Raw genomic sequence first — 14,967 nt, 5'->3', positions numbered from 1 at the left:
CACCGGAGAGTGGAGGAGGGACATACAGCAACTCTACACTTTGGTTTGCTCATTCTTTGTGGTGGCTGTTTCAGTAATATCCATGGTGGCCTTTCTTTCGAATAAAAAATATCTTCACGTTATTCAGATGTCGGGTTTTTTATTTTCAATCCCATTGGCTTTGTACCAGTATGGAACAATATTTGGAACCAATGGTTTGCAAATAGCAATTTGGATAGGCGTAGCTACTTATTTTATGGGTGCAGTCGGCTTCAGCGCCATCCTCTGGCTCTACAGCAAAGTCTTCAAGCAAGATGGCAGTGAATTCAATCGCCTGGACGGCATGCTCCGCTTCAAGCGTCGCTTCCGCCGCCTGTTCGTCGCTCCCTTCGACGAGTTCGATCCGGTGCTGCAATTGCTGCCCAGTGGCTACGGCAGCCACGACTATGCGCTCTGGTTGCATCACCGCTATACCGACAACAAGGTCTGTCTGGCCACCCGCGTCCACTCCCTCGGTCTCGACAAGGTCAATGCCCTGGCCTTCTGGGACTGCCTGCAACGCTACATGGACGTGACCCAGCCGTTGCCCGACCTGCCGGTCCTGGAGCCGAGCCGCCCCTTAGATCCGGTCACCGCCGAGCATGATCGGCATACCGGACGCGATCCCCATTACTGGCGCCAGCGCACCTACCAGGGCTGGCCAGCCAAGGAGCGCAAGGAGCTGGACCGACGCCTGCATGAGTATCCCTGGCAACAGCAGCCCTGCATCGTCAGGGCGCGCATCGATCCCGGGCTAAGCATCGAAGCCTATTACCGGCGCCAGGAAGCCAAGGGCATTTTTGCCACGCCCAGGGCCGATGATTTCAATGATGAGCACTGATGCTGAGTTATTCCGCCATTGCGACCGGTTAGCGAAGAAGGACTTTCACTAGAGTGGCTGTCGATCTACAAGGGCGTTCCTGTCCCGCCGTGCGATCAAGTCTCGGGTAGGACAGGGAGATCTGCCGGGCACTGGGCGCGACTTCAGCGCTGTGCCAGCAGTTTTCTGCCGCGGGCGACGGCGGCACGGACCTGGTTCGGCGCGGTGCCGCCGATATGGTCGCGGGCGTTGACCGAGCCTTCCAGGGTCAGCACGTCGAAGACGTCGGCGTCGATCTGCTCGCTGAAGCGGCGCAGTTCGTCGAGGCTCATCTCGGCGAGGTCCTTGCCGCTGTCTACGCCGTACTTCACTGCGTGGCCGACGATCTCGTGGCAGTCGCGGAACGGCAGGCCCTTGCGCACCAGGTAGTCCGCCAGGTCGGTGGCGGTGGAGAAACCGCGGCGTGCCGCCTCGCGCATGATCTCGCGCCGGGGCCGGATCGCCGGGACCATGTCGGCGAAGGCGCGCAGGCTATCGCGCAGGGTGTCGGCGGCGTCGAACAGCGGTTCCTTGTCTTCCTGGTTGTCCTTGTTGTAGGCCAGCGGCTGGCCCTTCATCAGGGTCAGCAAGCCGGTGAGGGCGCCGAACACCCGGCCGGACTTGCCGCGTACCAGCTCCGGCACGTCGGGGTTCTTCTTCTGCGGCATGATCGAGGAGCCGGTGCAGAAGCGGTCGGGCAGGTCGATGAACTGGAACTGCGCGCTGGTCCACAGCACCAGCTCTTCCGAGAAGCGCGACAGGTGCATCATCGCCAGGCTGGCGGCGGCGCAGAATTCGATGGCGAAGTCGCGGTCGGAGACGCCGTCCAGGGAGTTGCCGCCAACCGCGTCGAAGCCCAGCAACTGGCAGGTGATCTCGCGCTGGATCGGGTAGGTGGTGCCGGCCAGGGCCGCCGAGCCGAGCGGCATGCGGTTGACCCGCTTGCGGCAGTCGACCAGGCGCTCGTAGTCGCGGCCGAGCATCTCGAACCAGGCCAGCAGGTGGTGGCCGAAGGTCACCGGCTGGGCGGTCTGCAGGTGGGTGAAACCGGGCATGATGGTGTCGGCTTCCGCTTCGGCCAGGCCCAGCAGGCCCTCCTGCAGGCGGGTGATCTCGGCGAGGATGGTGTCGATCTCGTCGCGTAGCCAGAGGCGGATGTCGGTGGCCACCTGGTCGTTGCGCGAGCGGCCGGTGTGGAGCTTCTTGCCGGTGACGCCGATGCGGTCGGTCAGGCGCGCCTCGATGTTCATGTGCACGTCTTCCAGGTCGACGCGCCAGTCGAAGCTGCCGGCTTCGATTTCCGCCTGGATCTGTTGCAGGCCGTCGACGATCGCATCGCGCTCGGCGTCGCTCAGCACGCCGACCTTGGCCAGCATCGTGGCGTGGGCGATGGAACCCATGATGTCGTGGCGGTAGAGACGCTTGTCGAAGTCGACGGAGGCGGTGAAACGGGCGACGAAGGCGTCGACGGGCTCGCTGAAGCGGCCGCCCCAGGACTGGTTGGTCTTCTCTACGCTCATGGTATCTCTCGCTGCAACAAGAAACGGACAGGCCGCGCGGCCTGCGTGACGGGCAAAGTGCGACGATGATAGCAGGCCGGGAGGAAAAACCGGCGGCTCGTCGACGAAGCCGGAACGAGCGCTGTTTCGCGGTTTTTTGCGGCAGATGGCATTTCGGTGCTTTATTTCGCCCGTACGCCCGCGGCTGTCTTGCGGGCGCCACGGGCCTTGCGGAAACTCTGTCGATGCCTATCCGATTCAAGCCCGGCCGCTCGACCCGGCCGGCCGTCCAAGACGACTTCTTCATTCCCGAGCTCTGCGAAGCCGAAGCCCTGTTCACCCTGGTGCTGCTGGCGGAGCTGCTGGTGCTCGTGCTGGTGCTGGCGGAGCCGATGACGCCGAGCTTCAACTGGGTGCGCCTGGCCCTGGCGTCGCTGTTCGTGCAGTGGATCGTACTGCTCTCGGCGGCGCTGTTCTGCCGCCTGCGGCCATTGCTCGCACGCCTGCCGGTGGCGCTGGCGGGGAGTGCCTGCTGCCTGTTGGTGGTGGCCCTCACCCTGGGCTGCACGGCGGTCGCCGAGCACTATCAGCTGGGCGGAGAACTGACGCGTGCCGGCGAGGTCAATCTGTATCTGCGGCACGCGCTGATCGCGCTGATCATGTCCGCCCTGGTGCTGCGCTACTTTTACCTGCAGAGCCAGTGGCGCCGGCAGCAGCAGGCCGAGTTGCAGGCGCGCCTGGAATCGCTGCAGGCGCGGATTCGCCCGCACTTCCTGTTCAACAGCCTGAACAGCATCGCCAGCCTGATCGAACTGGACCCGCTGAAGGCCGAGCATGCGGTGCTGGACCTGTCCGACCTGTTCCGGGCCAGCCTGGCGAAGCCCGGCACTTTAGTTTCCTGGGAGGAGGAACTGGCGCTGGCAAGGCGCTATCTTTCCATTGAGCAGTATCGTCTTGGCGATCGCCTGCAACTGGACTGGCAGGTGCACGGGGTGCCGGCCAACCTGCCGATCCCCCAACTGACCTTGCAGCCGCTGCTGGAAAATGCGCTTATCTATGGCATCCAGCCGCGGGTCGAAGGCGGCCTGGTGCAGGTCGAGGCGGTTTATCGTGAAGGAGTGTTCCAGCTATGTGTGAGCAACCCCTACGACGAGGCGCTCGAGTCGCCCCCGTCGAAAGGCACGCGACAGGCGTTACACAATATCGATGCACGACTTGGGGCACTTTTCGGGCCTAAAGCGAGTCTCAGCGTCGAGCGCCGTGACGGACGGCACTACACCTGTCTACGCTATCCATGTGCGCGACTCATGCAGGAAGCCTGAGCTTATGAATGTCCTGATTGTCGATGACGAACCTCTGGCGCGAGAGCGCCTGGCCCGATTGGTAGGGCAACTGGACGGCTATCGCGTCCTCGAGCCCTCGGCCAGCAATGGCGAAGAAGCGCTGACGCTGATCGACAGCCTCAAGCCCGATATCGTCCTGCTGGATATCCGCATGCCCGGTCTGGACGGCCTCCAGGTCGCGGCCAGACTCTGCGAGCGGGAAGCGCCGCCGGCTGTGATCTTCTGCACGGCCCATGACGAATTCGCCCTGGAAGCCTTCCAGGTCAGCGCCGTGGGCTACCTGGTCAAGCCGGTGCGCAGCGAAGACCTGGCCGAGGCGTTGAAGAAAGCCTCGCGACCGAACCGCGTGCAACTGGCCGCGCTGACCAAGCCCCCGGCCTCCGGCGGCAGCGGTCCGCGCAGCCACATCAGTGCACGGACCCGCAAGGGGATCGAGCTGATCCCGCTGGAAGAGGTGATCTTCTTCATTGCCGACCACAAGTACGTGACCTTGCGCCATGCGCAGGGCGAGGTGCTGCTGGACGAGCCGTTGAAGGCGCTGGAAGACGAGTTCGGCGAGCGCTTCGTGCGCATCCACCGCAACGCGCTGGTCGCCCGCGAACGGATCGAACGCCTGCAGCGTACGCCGCTGGGGCATTTCCAGCTCTACCTGAAAGGCCTCGACGGCGATGCACTGACCGTCAGCCGGCGGCACGTGGCCGGGGTCAGGCGTCTGATGCATCAGCTCTGACGGCGGTCGGCGGTTCGCCAGCGACCCGGGTGCGGCTATCGGGCCCAGCGTCCGCGCACTCGGGTTCGAACTGTTATCATGGGCGCATCCCTGTGCACGGAATATCCCATGTCGTCCCGCGAAATCCGCATCGCCACTCGCCAGAGCGCCCTCGCCTTGTGGCAGGCCGAATACGTCAAGGCGCGCCTGGAGCAGGCTCATCCTGGCCTGACCGTCACCCTGCTGCCGATGACCAGTCGCGGCGACAAGCTGCTCGACGCACCGCTGGCGAAGATCGGCGGCAAGGGCCTGTTCGTCAAGGAACTGGAAACCGCCCTGCTCGAAGGCGCCGCCGACATCGCGGTGCATTCGATGAAGGACGTGCCGATGGACTTTCCCGAGGGGCTCGGCCTCTACACCATCTGCGAGCGCGAAGACCCGCGTGACGCTTTCGTCTCGAACACCTACGCCAGCCTCGAGCAACTGCCAGCCGGCAGCGTGGTCGGCACCTCCAGCCTGCGCCGCCAGGCGCAGCTGCTGGCGCGCCGGCCGGACCTGCAGATCCGTTTCCTGCGAGGCAACGTCAATACCCGCCTGGCCAAGCTGGATGCCGGCGAATACGACGCGATCATCCTCGCCGCCGCCGGCCTGATCCGCCTCGGCTTCGAGTCGCGCATCCGCTCCTCGATCAGTGTCGACGACAGCCTGCCCGCCGGCGGACAAGGCGCCGTCGGCATCGAATGCCGTACGGCCGACAGCGACCTGCATGCCTTGCTGGAACCCTTGCACCATACCGACACGGCTCTGCGGGTCACTGCCGAGCGCGCGCTGAACAAGCGGCTCAACGGCGGTTGCCAGGTGCCGATCGCCTGCTACGCCATCCGCGAGGGCGACCAACTGTGGCTGCGCGGCCTGGTCGGCCAGCCTGATGGCACCCAGTTGCTGCGCGCCGAGGGGCGGGCGCCACTGGCGGAAGCCGAGGCGCTGGGCGTGCGGGTGGCCGAGGACCTGCTGGAGCAGGGCGCCGAAGCGATTCTCGAAGCCGTCTACGGCGAGGCCGGACATCCGTGAGCGGCTGGCGGCTCCTGCTGACGCGCCCCGACGAGGAGTGCGCGGCCCTGGCCGCCAGCCTCGGCGAGGCGGGCGTCCATAGCAGCAGCCTGCCGCTGTTGGCGATCGATCCGCTGGAAGAAACCCCGGAGCAGCGTACGCTGATGCTCGACCTGGACCGCTACTGCGCGGTGGTGGTGGTCAGCAAGCCGGCGGCGCGCCTGGGGCTGGAGCGGCTCGACCGCTACTGGCCGCAGCCGCCGCAGCAGACCTGGTGCAGCGTCGGCGCGGCGACCGCGGCGATCCTCGAGGCCTACGGCCTCGACGTAACCTACCCTGAACAGGGCGACGACAGCGAAGCGTTGCTGGCGCTGCCGGCGTTCCAGGATTCCCTGCGCGTGCACGATCCGAAAGTGCTGATCATGCGCGGCGAAGGTGGCCGAGAATTCCTCGCCGAGCGCCTGCGCGGCCAAGGCGTGCAGGTGGACTACCTGCCACTCTACCGGCGCCGGGCTCCGGACTATCCGGCCGGAGAGCTGCTGGCAAGGGTGCGGGCGGAACGCCTGAACGGCCTGGTGGTCAGCAGTGGACAGGGTTTGCAAAATCTGTATCAGTTGGCGGCAGCCGATTGGCCCGAGATAGGCCGGTTGCCGCTGTTCGTACCCAGCCCGCGGGTCGCCGAGATGGCGCGCGAACTGGGTGCGCAACGGGTGATTGATTGCCGGGGCGCGAGCGCGCCGGCCTTGCTGGCGGCCCTGACGAGCGCCGCCTAGAACTTTCTTGACCAAAGGATGGACCTGTGAGCGAAGCAGTCACTCCCCAAGACGACGCAAGAACTTCCACTTCCACCCCTTCTCCCGTTGCACCCGATGCATCCAGGCGTTCCGGTACCGCCACCGGCCTGGCGTTGCTCGCCCTGCTGGTTGGCGTGGCGGGACTCGGCGCGGGTGGCTGGAGCTTCTGGCAGGTCCAGCAGTTGCAGGGCACCGAGCGTGACCAGCTGGCGCAGCTGGAAGATGCCCGTGGCAAGACCGAATCCCTGGCCCAGCGTAACCAGCAACTGGCTGCCCGCCTGGACGCTTTGCCTACCGCGGACGAACTGGAGGCCCGGCGACGCCTTGTGGTGGAGCTGCAGGGCGACCAGCAGCATCTCAGCGAGCAACTGAAGAAGGTCCTCGGCCAGAGCCGCCAGCAATGGCGACTGGCCGAGGCCGAACACCTGGTGCGCCTGGCCAGCCTGCGCCTGTCCGCCTTGCAGGACGTGGGTAGCGCCACCGAGCTGGTGCAGGGCGCCGATGACATCCTGCGCGCGCAGAACGATCCCGGCGCCTATGCCGCCCGCGCCAAGTTGGCGGCCAGCCTCGAGGCCCTGCGTGCGTTGCCGGAGCCGGACCGTACTGGGCTGTTCGTGCAACTGGCGGCGTTGCGCGAGCAGGTCAACCAGTTGCAACCGCTCACGCCGACCTTCAAGGAAGGCGAAAGCGGTGCCAGCAATGTCGCCTGGGGCGACGGCAACAGCACCTGGGAGCTGTGGTGGGAGAAGATCTCGCGCTACATCCGCATCGACTTCAATGCCGGCCAGGACATTCGTCCGCTGCTGGCCGGCGAGCAATTGGCGCAGGTGCGCCTGACCATCGGCCTGGCCCTGGAGCAAGCCCAGTGGGCGGCGCTGAATGGCAAGCAGCAAGTCTACGAGCAGGCGCTGAAGCAGGCCCAGGAAGTGCTGGACGGCTATTTCAACGTAGAGCTGGCCGACAGCCGCGCGTTGAAGTTGCGTATCGATGAGTTGGCGAAGCAGCCGGTCACCGTGCAGGTCCCTGACCTCGCACCGGCCCTGAGCGCCTTGCAGTCCTACGTGTCGCGCCGCGAGGCCGCCGGCAACCTGGTGCCTGAGGCGCAGGCGGCTCCGGCCACGGAGGGCCGTCCATGAGACGCATCTACCTCCTGGTTCTGGCGGTGGTGCTGGTCGCCACGCTGGTTGGGCTGGCGATCTCCGAGCAGGCCGGCTATGTGCTGATCGCCTACAAGAGCTTCCGTTACGAATCCAGCCTGTGGTCGTTCCTCGCCCTGCTGGCGGTGGTCTGGCTGCTGGTGGTGCTGGTGCGCCTGGTCCTGCGCCTGCTCGGCAGCTCGGGGCGGGTGGTCAACCCCTGGTCGCGCTACAACCGCCGGCGTCGCGTGCAGATGGCCGAGCACAGCGGCCTGCGCGATCTCGGCGAAGGCAACTGGCCGCAGGCGCTGCGTCATTTGCGGCGGGCTGCGGAGATGGGCGAGCGGCCGCTGATGCATTACCTCGGCGCGGCGCGGGCCGCCAACGAACTCGAGCGCTACGACGAGGCCGACGACCTGCTGAACCGGGCTCGCGAGCGCGAGCCGGATGCCCAATTGCTGGTCGGCCTGACCCGTGCGCAACTGCTGATCAATCGCGGCGACTACCCGCAGGCACGCAATACCCTCGAAGAGCTGCACGGGCTCCAGCCGCAGCACCGCACGGTATTGCGGCTGATGCAGCAGCTGTACGTCACCCAGCACGACTGGCAGGCCCTTTGCGTCCTGCTGCCGGAGCTGCGCAAGGAGCGTGTGCTGAAGGATTCCGAACTGCGCGACCTCGAACGCCGTGCCTGGGTGGCTTCCTTGCAGGAAGCCGGCGAGCGTGGACTGAACGAGGGCGAGACGGCGTTGCAGCCGCTGACCCAGCGCTGGCAGAACGTGCCTTCGGCGCTGCGTGCAGACCCGGCGATCGTCGCGGGCTATGCCGCCCAACTGCTTCGCCTGGGCGCCGAGGAAGAGGCTGAAGAAGTCCTCCGCCATGCGCTCAAGCAAGGCTTCGACGCGACCCTGGTGCAACTCTACGGGCAAGTGCGCGGGCGCGATCCGGGCAAGCAATTGCAGGCCGCGGAAGGTTGGCTCAAGGAACACCCGAACGATCCCGGCCTGCTGCTGACCCTGGGGCGCCTGTGCCTGATCAACAAGCTCTGGGGCAAGGCCCGGGAATACCTGGAGGCCAGCCTGAGCTTCCAGCGCAGTGCCGAGACCTGCGCCGAGCTGGGCCGCCTGCTGGCGCAGCTCGGCGAGGTCGAGCGCAGCAACCAGTTGTTCCAGGAGGGCCTGGTCCTGCTCGATCGGCGTACTCCGGGGCTGCCCGTGGTGGTGGCGGGCATTTGAGCATGGGGAACGCCACCCGGCGTTCCCCGTTCGGCTCCATCGGCAGGACTGTGGCGGCTTGTCGCGGGCGCCCGGCATGATTCGGGATGTCTTGCCGCAGAGCTGCCTTGCGGCTTGAAACGGCCGGAGGCTTTCCACTACCGTAGGCGGCCTTTCCCCTGTGTACCTGTGGATCCGCCATGCCCCTGGCCAGCCCCCGTCAGCTTTTCCTTCTCGCGTTCCTGGCCTGCGTCGCCATCATGGGCGGGGCGCTGTACCTGGAACATGTGGTTGGCCTGGAGGCCTGCCCGCTGTGCGTCGTGCAGCGGATCTTCTTCATCCTGATCGGCCTGACCTGCCTTGCTGGCGCGATCCAGGGGCCCGGCCTGCGTGGGCGGCGTATCTACTCCGTGCTGGTGTTCCTGCTCGCTCTCGGCGGCGGGGCCACGGCCGCCCGCCAGGTATGGTTGCAGACCGTTCCGCTGGACCAACTGCCGGCCTGCCTGCCCAGCCTCGACTACATGATGCAGGCGCTTCCCTTCCAGGAAGTGATCCGCCTGGTCCTGCATGGCACCGCGGATTGTGCCCAGGTGAGCTGGACGCTATTCACCCTGAGCATTCCGGAATGGAGCCTGCTGGCGTTCGTTGCCTATCTCGGCTTCTCCATCGTGCAGTTCCTCCGACGTGCCTGACGCGGGCTGTCCCGTGGTCTTTCGTCAGCTCTCGAGCGTCGGCCGTATCGATTTGGCGAAAACCAGAGCGGATGCGGGATACCGATCAAACATCCGTATGAATTTTTCTGTACGGGCGTCTTGATGGGGTCATCCGGGGGGCATAATCTGGCTTTCCGTAGCGCCGGAGTCCGCCCCTTGCACAGGCGTTCTCCCACAGAGCGCAGAGAGTGCGTCAGCAATGCGTCTCGGAGCGGACGATGATTCTCCGGGACGTCCGAAGAGGGAAGCGAGGACAACATGCTCGAAAGCTGCCGTAATGCCCAAGAGCGGTGGGGGGGCGTGCACCAACTGATCGATCGCTGGCTGCATGAGCGCCAGCAACTGGTGCAGGCCTTCGATGCCCTGAGCGGTATTCAGGCACCGGCGCCCAACGCCGAAGAACTCCAGCATTTTTGCCAATTGCTGCTGGACTACGTATCTGCCGGACACTTCGAGGTTTACGAGCAATTGACGGCGGAAGGCAAGGCCTTCGGCGATCAGCGCGGCCTGGAGCTGGCCAAGCAGATCTTCCCCCGGCTGGAAGCCATCACCGAATCCGCGCTGAACTTCAACGACCGCTGCGACAACGGCGATTGCCGTGAAGGAGCCTGCCTCATTGCGGAGCTGAAGGTCTTGCGGCAACAGTTGCACGAACGCTTCGAGCTGGAGGACTGCCTCATCGAAGTCCTGCACAACGCTCACAGCCAGAGCGGCGCAGAGGGTTCGGCAGTACCGGTCTGATTCACCGGCGAGTCGTTACGAAACGGCGCGTCTCCATGCGGGAGAGCGCCGTTTTTGCATTTCAGCGGAAGCCCAGCAGGTCGATCTCGAAGACCAGCGGAGCGTCGGGCGGGATCAGGTCGCCAGCGCCTTCGTGGCCATAGGCTTGCGCCGAAGGAATCACCACTCGCCAGCGCGCGCCGACAGGCATCGCTCGCAACGCTGTGCGCCATCCCTCTATCACACTGTCCAGGGCGAACCACTCGGCGCTTTCGCTCTGGTCGAACACTTGACCGTCGGCAAGCAGGCCGCGGTAACGGACGTGTACCTGGGTTGCCGCGCCGATGCCGTTACCTTGGCCACGACGTAATTCGCTGACGAGGACGCCGCCGGTCAATTCGCGGACGCCGAAGCGGGCTTTTTCGTTGGCCAGGAAGCGGGCCTCGGCGGGTGTGGTCCGCGGTGTTTCCGTCGTGGCGTTCTCGTGTTGCAGCAGAAGTTGTTCGATGCGTTCGGGGGGGATTTCAAGTGCCTCGCCGCGATAGGCCTGGCGCAGTCCGAGAAGTAGCTCGGATAGCTCTAGGCCGGGCATTTCCTGCTGTAGGCGCATGCCCAGGCGGGCGCCTACGGCATAGGCCAGTTCGTCCTTGGGAGGCGCGGCGAAAAGCGGCAGCGGCAGTAGAAAAAGACCGATGAAAAGGCGGCGCGGCATGCGGTTTCTCCAAACGAATCGGCGGGCAATCCTGGCGCACGTCGCTTGTAGCACATCGAACCCGTTGGCGAGAGGGGGTGTGCGGGTCTAGTATGGGCGCAACCACGTCCGCCTGGAGGCACGTCATGTCGGCCAACAAGAAGCCCGTCACCACCCCCTTGCACCTGTTGCAGCAACTTTCCCACAGCCTTGTCGAGCACCTGGAAGGTGCGTGCAAACAAGCGCTGGTCGATTCGGAAAAGCTCCTGGCCAAACTTGAAAAGCAACGTGGCAAAGCCCAGGAAAAACTGCACAAGGCTCGCACCAAGCTGCAGGATGCTGCCAAGGCCGGCAAGACCAAGGCACAGGCCAAGGCGCGCGAGACCATCAGCGACCTGGAAGAAGCGTTGGATACCCTGAAGGCCCGGCAGGCGGACACCCGTACCTACATCGTCGGCCTCAAGCGTGACGTACAGGAAAGCCTCAAGCTGGCGCAGGGTGTCGGCAAGGTGAAGGAAGCTGCTGGCAAGGCTTTGGAGAGCCGCAAGGCGAAACCCGCGACCAAACCTGCTGCGAAGGCGGCAGCCAAGCCTGCGGTGAAAACCGTAGCGGCGAAGCCTGCGGCCAAGCCGGCTGCGAAACCGGCGGCCAAGCCTGCGGCGAAAACCGCGGCAGCGAAGCCCGCAGCCAAGCCGACGGCGAAGCCTGCTGCGAAACCGGCGGCCAAGCCCGCGGCGAAAACCGCAGCCGCGAAGCCCGCAGTCAAGCCGGCGGCGAAGCCTGTGGCGAAACCGGCGGCCAAGCCTGCGGCGAAAACCGCAGCCGCGAAGCCCGCCGCCAAGCCGGCGGCGAAGCCTGTCGCGAAACCGACGGCCAAGCCCGCGGCGAAAACCGCAGCCGCGAAGCCCGCAGCCAAGCCAGCTGCGAAGCCTGCGGCGAAACCGGCGGCGAAACCGGCGGCCAAGCCTGTGGCGAAACCCGCGGCCGCGAAGCCTGCAGCCAAGCCGGCTGCGAAGCCTGCGGCGAAACCGGCGGCCAAGCCTGCGGCGAAACCCGTAGCCGCGAAACCTGCCGCAGCCAAGCCCGCCACCGCTCCTGCTGCGAAGCCTGCGGCGACTCCCAGCGCCCCGGCAGCCGCCTCCAGCGCTGCTTCGCCAACGCCTGCCGCGGGCAGTAACGGCGCCGCCCCGACCAGCGCCTCCTAAGGCGCTGTCTGCAAAGCCGCCGAGCCAAGCACCAGCAAAGCCCGGCGCTCTGCTTCCGTGCAGATGTCCCGGCTGCAGGCTTGCAGCCAGGCATCCGCACTGCGATTCGCTTCCTGGCCCTCCAGCCAGGCTGTGGCCAGGTCGGCCAGGCGTTGCAGGTGTTCCCGTTCCGCTCGTAGTTCCTGGGCCTTCATTTCCTCGCGGAGTTCGGCCAGGCAGGCGTCGTGGGTTGCCGCTTCGCGCCAGGCGCAACGCAATCTGCGCAGGGGTTCGATGACCGTTTCGCGCCAGGGACGCGCGGCGTTCTCCAGGATCTGGGCGCGTTCTTTCGAGCAGCTCACACCGCGCCTGCCAAGCCAGGCGGCGACCAGCAACAGGCAGACGTCCGCACCTTGCTCCTGAAGCGCGAGGCAAGCCGTTTCCACGCCCGGCCGGGCATAGACGTCCACCGCGAATTTCCAGACATTTCCAGTCATACAGCCTCACGCTCCGCAAGGGCGAAACTGATAAACTCCGCCGCCATGATCCGACTCCTCAATCTTACGCTACAGCGCGGGCCGCAGCGCCTCCTGGAAGCTGCTGAACTGACCCTGCACGCCGGCCAGAAAGCCGGTCTCATCGGGGCCAATGGCGCTGGCAAGTCCAGCTTGTTCGCGCTGTTGCGCGGCCAGCTCGGGCAGGATGCCGGCGACTGCCTGTTGCCCGCCGACTGGCGCATCGCGCACATGCGCCAGGAGGTCGATACCCTGGATCGCCTGGCGGTGGATTACGTGCTCGACGGCGACAGTCGCCTGCGCGAGATCCAGGCGGCGCTGGCCGTCGCCGAAGCGGCGCACGACGGTTCTGCCCTGGCGCGCCTGCATACCGAGCTGGACAACGCCGACGGTTATACCGCCGATGCACGGGCGCGCAAGCTGCTGGCCGGGCTCGGCTTCAGCAGCGAGCAGATGGAGCGCCGGGTCGGTGATTTCTCCGGTGGTTGGAGGATGCGCCTGAACCTGGCGCAGGCGCTGATGTGCCCGTCCGACCTGCTGTTGCTCGACGAACCGACCAACCACCTCGACCTGGACGCCATCCTCTGGCTGGAAGAGTGGCTCAAGGGTTATCCCGGCACTCTGGTGCTGATCTCCCACGACCGCGACTTCCTCGATGCGGTGGTGGACCACGTGGTGCATCTGGAAAGCCGCAAGCTGACCCTCTACCGCGGCGGCTATTCCGCTTTCGAGCGGACCCGCGCCGAGCGGCTGGCTCAGCAACAGCAGGCCTACGAGAAACAGCAGGCGCAGCGTGCGCACATGGAAAGCTTCATCGCCCGCTTCAAGGCCAAGGCCACCAAGGCGCGCCAGGCGCAGAGCCGGATCAAGGCGCTGGAGCGTCTAGAGGAACTGGCGCCGGCACATGTCGATTCGCCGTTCAATTTCAGTTTCCGCGAGTCGGACAAGATCTCCCGGCCGTTGCTGGATCTCGGCGAAGGCCGTCTCGGCTATGGCGACAAGGCGGTGCTGGAGAAGGTCAAGCTGCAACTAGTGCCCGGTGCGCGGATCGGCCTGCTCGGTCCCAACGGCGCCGGCAAGTCGACGCTGATCAAGACCCTGGCCGGGGACCTGCCCGAGCTGGGCGGCCGCCTGCTGCGCGGCGAGAACCTGGCCATCGGGTACTTCGCCCAGCACCAGCTCGATTCGCTGGATCCACAGGCCAGCCCGTTGCTACATCTGCAGCGTATCGCCCCCGGCGAGCGCGAACAGACCCTCAAGGACTTCCTCGGCGGCTTCGACTTCCGCGGCGTTCGGGTGGACGAGCCGGTATTGAACTTCTCCGGTGGCGAGAAAGCGCGCCTGGCCCTGGCGCTGATCGCCTGGCAGAAGCCCAACCTGCTGCTGCTCGACGAGCCGACCAACCACCTCGACCTGGAAATGCGCCTGGCCTTGACCATGGCTCTACAGGAGTTTTCCGGGGCGGTCCTGGTAGTTTCCCACGACCGGCACCTGCTCAAAAGCACCACCGATGAATTCCTCCTGGTCGCCGATGGGCGCGTGGTGCCGTTCGATGGCGATCTCGACGATTACGCCCGTTGGCTGGTCGACTATCGCGCGCGCAAGGCGCCGCAGGCCGAGACCGCGCCGGGTGCGCCGACCGAACGCACCGACAAGCGCGCCCAGCGCCAGGCAGCGGCCGCGCTGCGCCAGCAGCTGGCGCCGCACAAGCGCGAGGCCGACAAGCTGGAGCGCGAACTCGGCGGCCTGCACGAAAAGCTAGCCGCTATCGAGGCGCGGCTGGGCGACAGCGCCCTGTACGACGTATCGCGAAAGGACGAATTGCGCGAGTTGCTGTCCGAACAATCGAGCCTGAAGGTTCGCGAAGGCGAGCTGGAGGAACGTTGGCTGGAGGCCCTGGAAACCCTCGAAGCCCTGCAGAAAGAACTAGAGGCCAGTGAGTGATGGAAGACTTGCAGGTGTTGACGCAGACCTGGAGCGGGCCGCTGGTGGTGGCGCTGCAGATCCTGCTCATCCTGCTGGTCGCCTGGCTGCTACAGCGCCTGGTCCGACGCACGGTGACCCGTATCGGCGAGCGTTATCCGGTGCCGCCGGAGCTGCTCCTGCCGCTGCGTGGGGGCCTGCGCTGGCTGATCATGGTCAGCGCACTGATCATGGTGCTGGAGCGCCTGGGCGTGTCGGCCGAAGTGCTGTGGACCGCGCTGACCGGTTTCGCCGCGGTGGCGGCGGTAGCCTTCTTCGCCATCTGGAGCGTGCTCTCCAACCTGTTCTGTGCGTTGCTGATCTTCACCGTCGGGCCGTTCCGCATCGGCGACCGCGTGGAGCTGATCGATAGCGCCGACAAACCGGGCGTCACCGGACGCGTGGTTGCCATCAATCTCTTGTATACGACACTGGAAGAAACCCTCGAGGATGGCTCGCCGGGCCCGCTGCTGCAGGTTCCCAACAGCCTGTTCTTCCAGAAAGCCGTGCGTCGCTGGCGTGGGCCAGGTTTTTCAACTCCAACAAAAAACGGGACATAA

The 14,967-nt window shown here is 65.7% G+C and carries 15 protein-coding genes; 12 read left to right on the top strand and 3 right to left on the bottom strand.

The window, feature by feature from the left end; all coding sequences use genetic code 11:
* Window positions 1–235: 235 nt before the first annotated feature.
* Window positions 236–859: a hypothetical protein gene (locus AC1RB9_RS27605; protein WP_003099240.1), complete on the top strand. Its 624-nt coding sequence runs from the start codon at window positions 236–238 to the stop codon at window positions 857–859.
* Between the two features lie 143 nt (window positions 860–1,002).
* On the opposite strand, the gene argH is transcribed toward AC1RB9_RS27605, so the two are convergent.
* Window positions 1,003–2,397 (bottom strand): argininosuccinate lyase, encoded by a 1,395-nt coding sequence (argH, locus tag AC1RB9_RS27600; RefSeq protein WP_003114030.1) that lies wholly within the window; start codon window positions 2,395–2,397, stop codon window positions 1,003–1,005.
* Between the two features lie 224 nt (window positions 2,398–2,621).
* On the opposite strand from argH, the gene algZ reads away from it, so the two are divergent.
* The 8 genes from algZ to rsd all read left to right on the top strand — a co-directional run bounded on the left by algZ (window position 2,622) and on the right by rsd (window position 10,076).
* The gene (algZ, locus tag AC1RB9_RS27595) at window positions 2,622–3,698 is read left to right on the top strand and encodes an alginate biosynthesis two-component system sensor histidine kinase AlgZ (RefSeq protein ID WP_003096404.1); all 1,077 of its coding nucleotides are present in this window, start codon (window positions 2,622–2,624) and stop codon (window positions 3,696–3,698) included.
* Between the two features lie 4 nt (window positions 3,699–3,702).
* Complete coding sequence (gene algR / locus AC1RB9_RS27590; RefSeq protein ID WP_003096397.1) at window positions 3,703–4,449, top strand: alginate biosynthesis regulator AlgR; 747 nt, start codon at window positions 3,703–3,705, stop codon at window positions 4,447–4,449.
* 108 nt (window positions 4,450–4,557) lie between these two features.
* Entirely contained in the window at window positions 4,558–5,499 is a 942-nt protein-coding gene (hemC, locus tag AC1RB9_RS27585; protein WP_003114031.1) for a hydroxymethylbilane synthase, read from the top strand.
* On the top strand, window positions 5,496–6,251 hold the full coding sequence (locus AC1RB9_RS27580; RefSeq protein ID WP_003114032.1) for a uroporphyrinogen-III synthase: 756 nt from the start codon (window positions 5,496–5,498) through the stop codon (window positions 6,249–6,251). The genes hemC and AC1RB9_RS27580 overlap by 4 nt, the downstream gene beginning before the upstream one ends.
* 26 nt (window positions 6,252–6,277) lie before the next feature.
* On the top strand, window positions 6,278–7,408 hold the full coding sequence (locus AC1RB9_RS27575; protein WP_033873875.1) for a uroporphyrinogen-III C-methyltransferase: 1,131 nt from the start codon (window positions 6,278–6,280) through the stop codon (window positions 7,406–7,408).
* Window positions 7,405–8,643 (top strand): heme biosynthesis protein HemY, encoded by a 1,239-nt coding sequence (locus AC1RB9_RS27570; protein WP_003096390.1) that lies wholly within the window; start codon window positions 7,405–7,407, stop codon window positions 8,641–8,643. The genes AC1RB9_RS27575 and AC1RB9_RS27570 overlap by 4 nt, the downstream gene beginning before the upstream one ends.
* Before the next feature lie 179 nt (window positions 8,644–8,822).
* The gene (locus AC1RB9_RS27565; protein ID WP_003099230.1) at window positions 8,823–9,314 is read left to right on the top strand and encodes a disulfide bond formation protein B; all 492 of its coding nucleotides are present in this window, start codon (window positions 8,823–8,825) and stop codon (window positions 9,312–9,314) included.
* 279 nt (window positions 9,315–9,593) lie between these two features.
* Window positions 9,594–10,076, top strand: a complete 483-nt coding sequence (gene rsd / locus AC1RB9_RS27560; protein ID WP_003120370.1) for a sigma D regulator — start codon at window positions 9,594–9,596, stop codon at window positions 10,074–10,076.
* Window positions 10,077–10,137: 61 nt separating this feature from the next.
* Here the strand turns inward: rsd and AC1RB9_RS27555 are convergent, their stop codons facing one another.
* Window positions 10,138–10,767 (bottom strand): FKBP-type peptidyl-prolyl cis-trans isomerase, encoded by a 630-nt coding sequence (locus AC1RB9_RS27555; protein WP_003099229.1) that lies wholly within the window; start codon window positions 10,765–10,767, stop codon window positions 10,138–10,140.
* A 125-nt stretch (window positions 10,768–10,892) separates the two neighbouring features.
* On the opposite strand from AC1RB9_RS27555, the gene algP reads away from it, so the two are divergent.
* Window positions 10,893–11,951, top strand: coding sequence for an alginate regulator AlgP (algP, locus tag AC1RB9_RS27550; protein WP_003457820.1), 1,059 nt, complete (start codon window positions 10,893–10,895; stop codon window positions 11,949–11,951).
* Here algP and AC1RB9_RS27545 read toward each other — a convergent pair.
* Window positions 11,948–12,427, bottom strand: coding sequence for a TIGR02444 family protein (locus AC1RB9_RS27545; RefSeq protein WP_003099227.1), 480 nt, complete (start codon window positions 12,425–12,427; stop codon window positions 11,948–11,950). The genes algP and AC1RB9_RS27545 overlap by 4 nt on opposite strands.
* 45 nt (window positions 12,428–12,472) lie before the next feature.
* On the opposite strand from AC1RB9_RS27545, the gene AC1RB9_RS27540 reads away from it, so the two are divergent.
* Both AC1RB9_RS27540 and AC1RB9_RS27535 read left to right on the top strand, forming a co-directional pair.
* The gene (locus tag AC1RB9_RS27540) at window positions 12,473–14,389 is read left to right on the top strand and encodes an ATP-binding cassette domain-containing protein (protein WP_003457818.1); all 1,917 of its coding nucleotides are present in this window, start codon (window positions 12,473–12,475) and stop codon (window positions 14,387–14,389) included.
* Complete coding sequence (locus AC1RB9_RS27535) at window positions 14,389–14,967, top strand: mechanosensitive ion channel family protein (RefSeq protein WP_003457815.1); 579 nt, start codon at window positions 14,389–14,391, stop codon at window positions 14,965–14,967. Before AC1RB9_RS27540 ends, AC1RB9_RS27535 begins: the two co-directional genes overlap by 1 nt.

The sequence above is a fragment of the Pseudomonas sp. 20-5 genome (assembly GCF_056782835.1).
The sequence above is the reverse complement of the archived record's forward strand: the minus strand, read 5'-3'. Positions and strand labels throughout refer to the sequence as shown.

What these genes read in the sequence shown, in the direction of transcription:
- AC1RB9_RS27605 (WP_003099240.1), top strand. Translation starts at nt 236, where the DNA reads ATGGGTGCAGTCGGCTTCAGCGCCATCCTCTGGCTCTACAGCAAAGTC.
- argH (WP_003114030.1), bottom strand. Translation starts at nt 2,397, where the DNA reads ATGAGCGTAGAGAAGACCAACCAGTCCTGGGGCGGCCGCTTCAGCGAG.
- algZ (WP_003096404.1), top strand. Translation starts at nt 2,622, where the DNA reads ATGCCTATCCGATTCAAGCCCGGCCGCTCGACCCGGCCGGCCGTCCAA.
- algR (WP_003096397.1), top strand. Translation starts at nt 3,703, where the DNA reads ATGAATGTCCTGATTGTCGATGACGAACCTCTGGCGCGAGAGCGCCTG.
- hemC (WP_003114031.1), top strand. Translation starts at nt 4,558, where the DNA reads ATGTCGTCCCGCGAAATCCGCATCGCCACTCGCCAGAGCGCCCTCGCC.
- AC1RB9_RS27570 (WP_003096390.1), top strand. Translation starts at nt 7,405, where the DNA reads ATGAGACGCATCTACCTCCTGGTTCTGGCGGTGGTGCTGGTCGCCACG.
- AC1RB9_RS27565 (WP_003099230.1), top strand. Translation starts at nt 8,823, where the DNA reads ATGCCCCTGGCCAGCCCCCGTCAGCTTTTCCTTCTCGCGTTCCTGGCC.
- rsd (WP_003120370.1), top strand. Translation starts at nt 9,594, where the DNA reads ATGCTCGAAAGCTGCCGTAATGCCCAAGAGCGGTGGGGGGGCGTGCAC.
- AC1RB9_RS27555 (WP_003099229.1), bottom strand. Translation starts at nt 10,767, where the DNA reads ATGCCGCGCCGCCTTTTCATCGGTCTTTTTCTACTGCCGCTGCCGCTT.
- algP (WP_003457820.1), top strand. Translation starts at nt 10,893, where the DNA reads ATGTCGGCCAACAAGAAGCCCGTCACCACCCCCTTGCACCTGTTGCAG.
- AC1RB9_RS27545 (WP_003099227.1), bottom strand. Translation starts at nt 12,427, where the DNA reads ATGACTGGAAATGTCTGGAAATTCGCGGTGGACGTCTATGCCCGGCCG.
- AC1RB9_RS27540 (WP_003457818.1), top strand. Translation starts at nt 12,473, where the DNA reads ATGATCCGACTCCTCAATCTTACGCTACAGCGCGGGCCGCAGCGCCTC.
- AC1RB9_RS27535 (WP_003457815.1), top strand. Translation starts at nt 14,389, where the DNA reads ATGGAAGACTTGCAGGTGTTGACGCAGACCTGGAGCGGGCCGCTGGTG.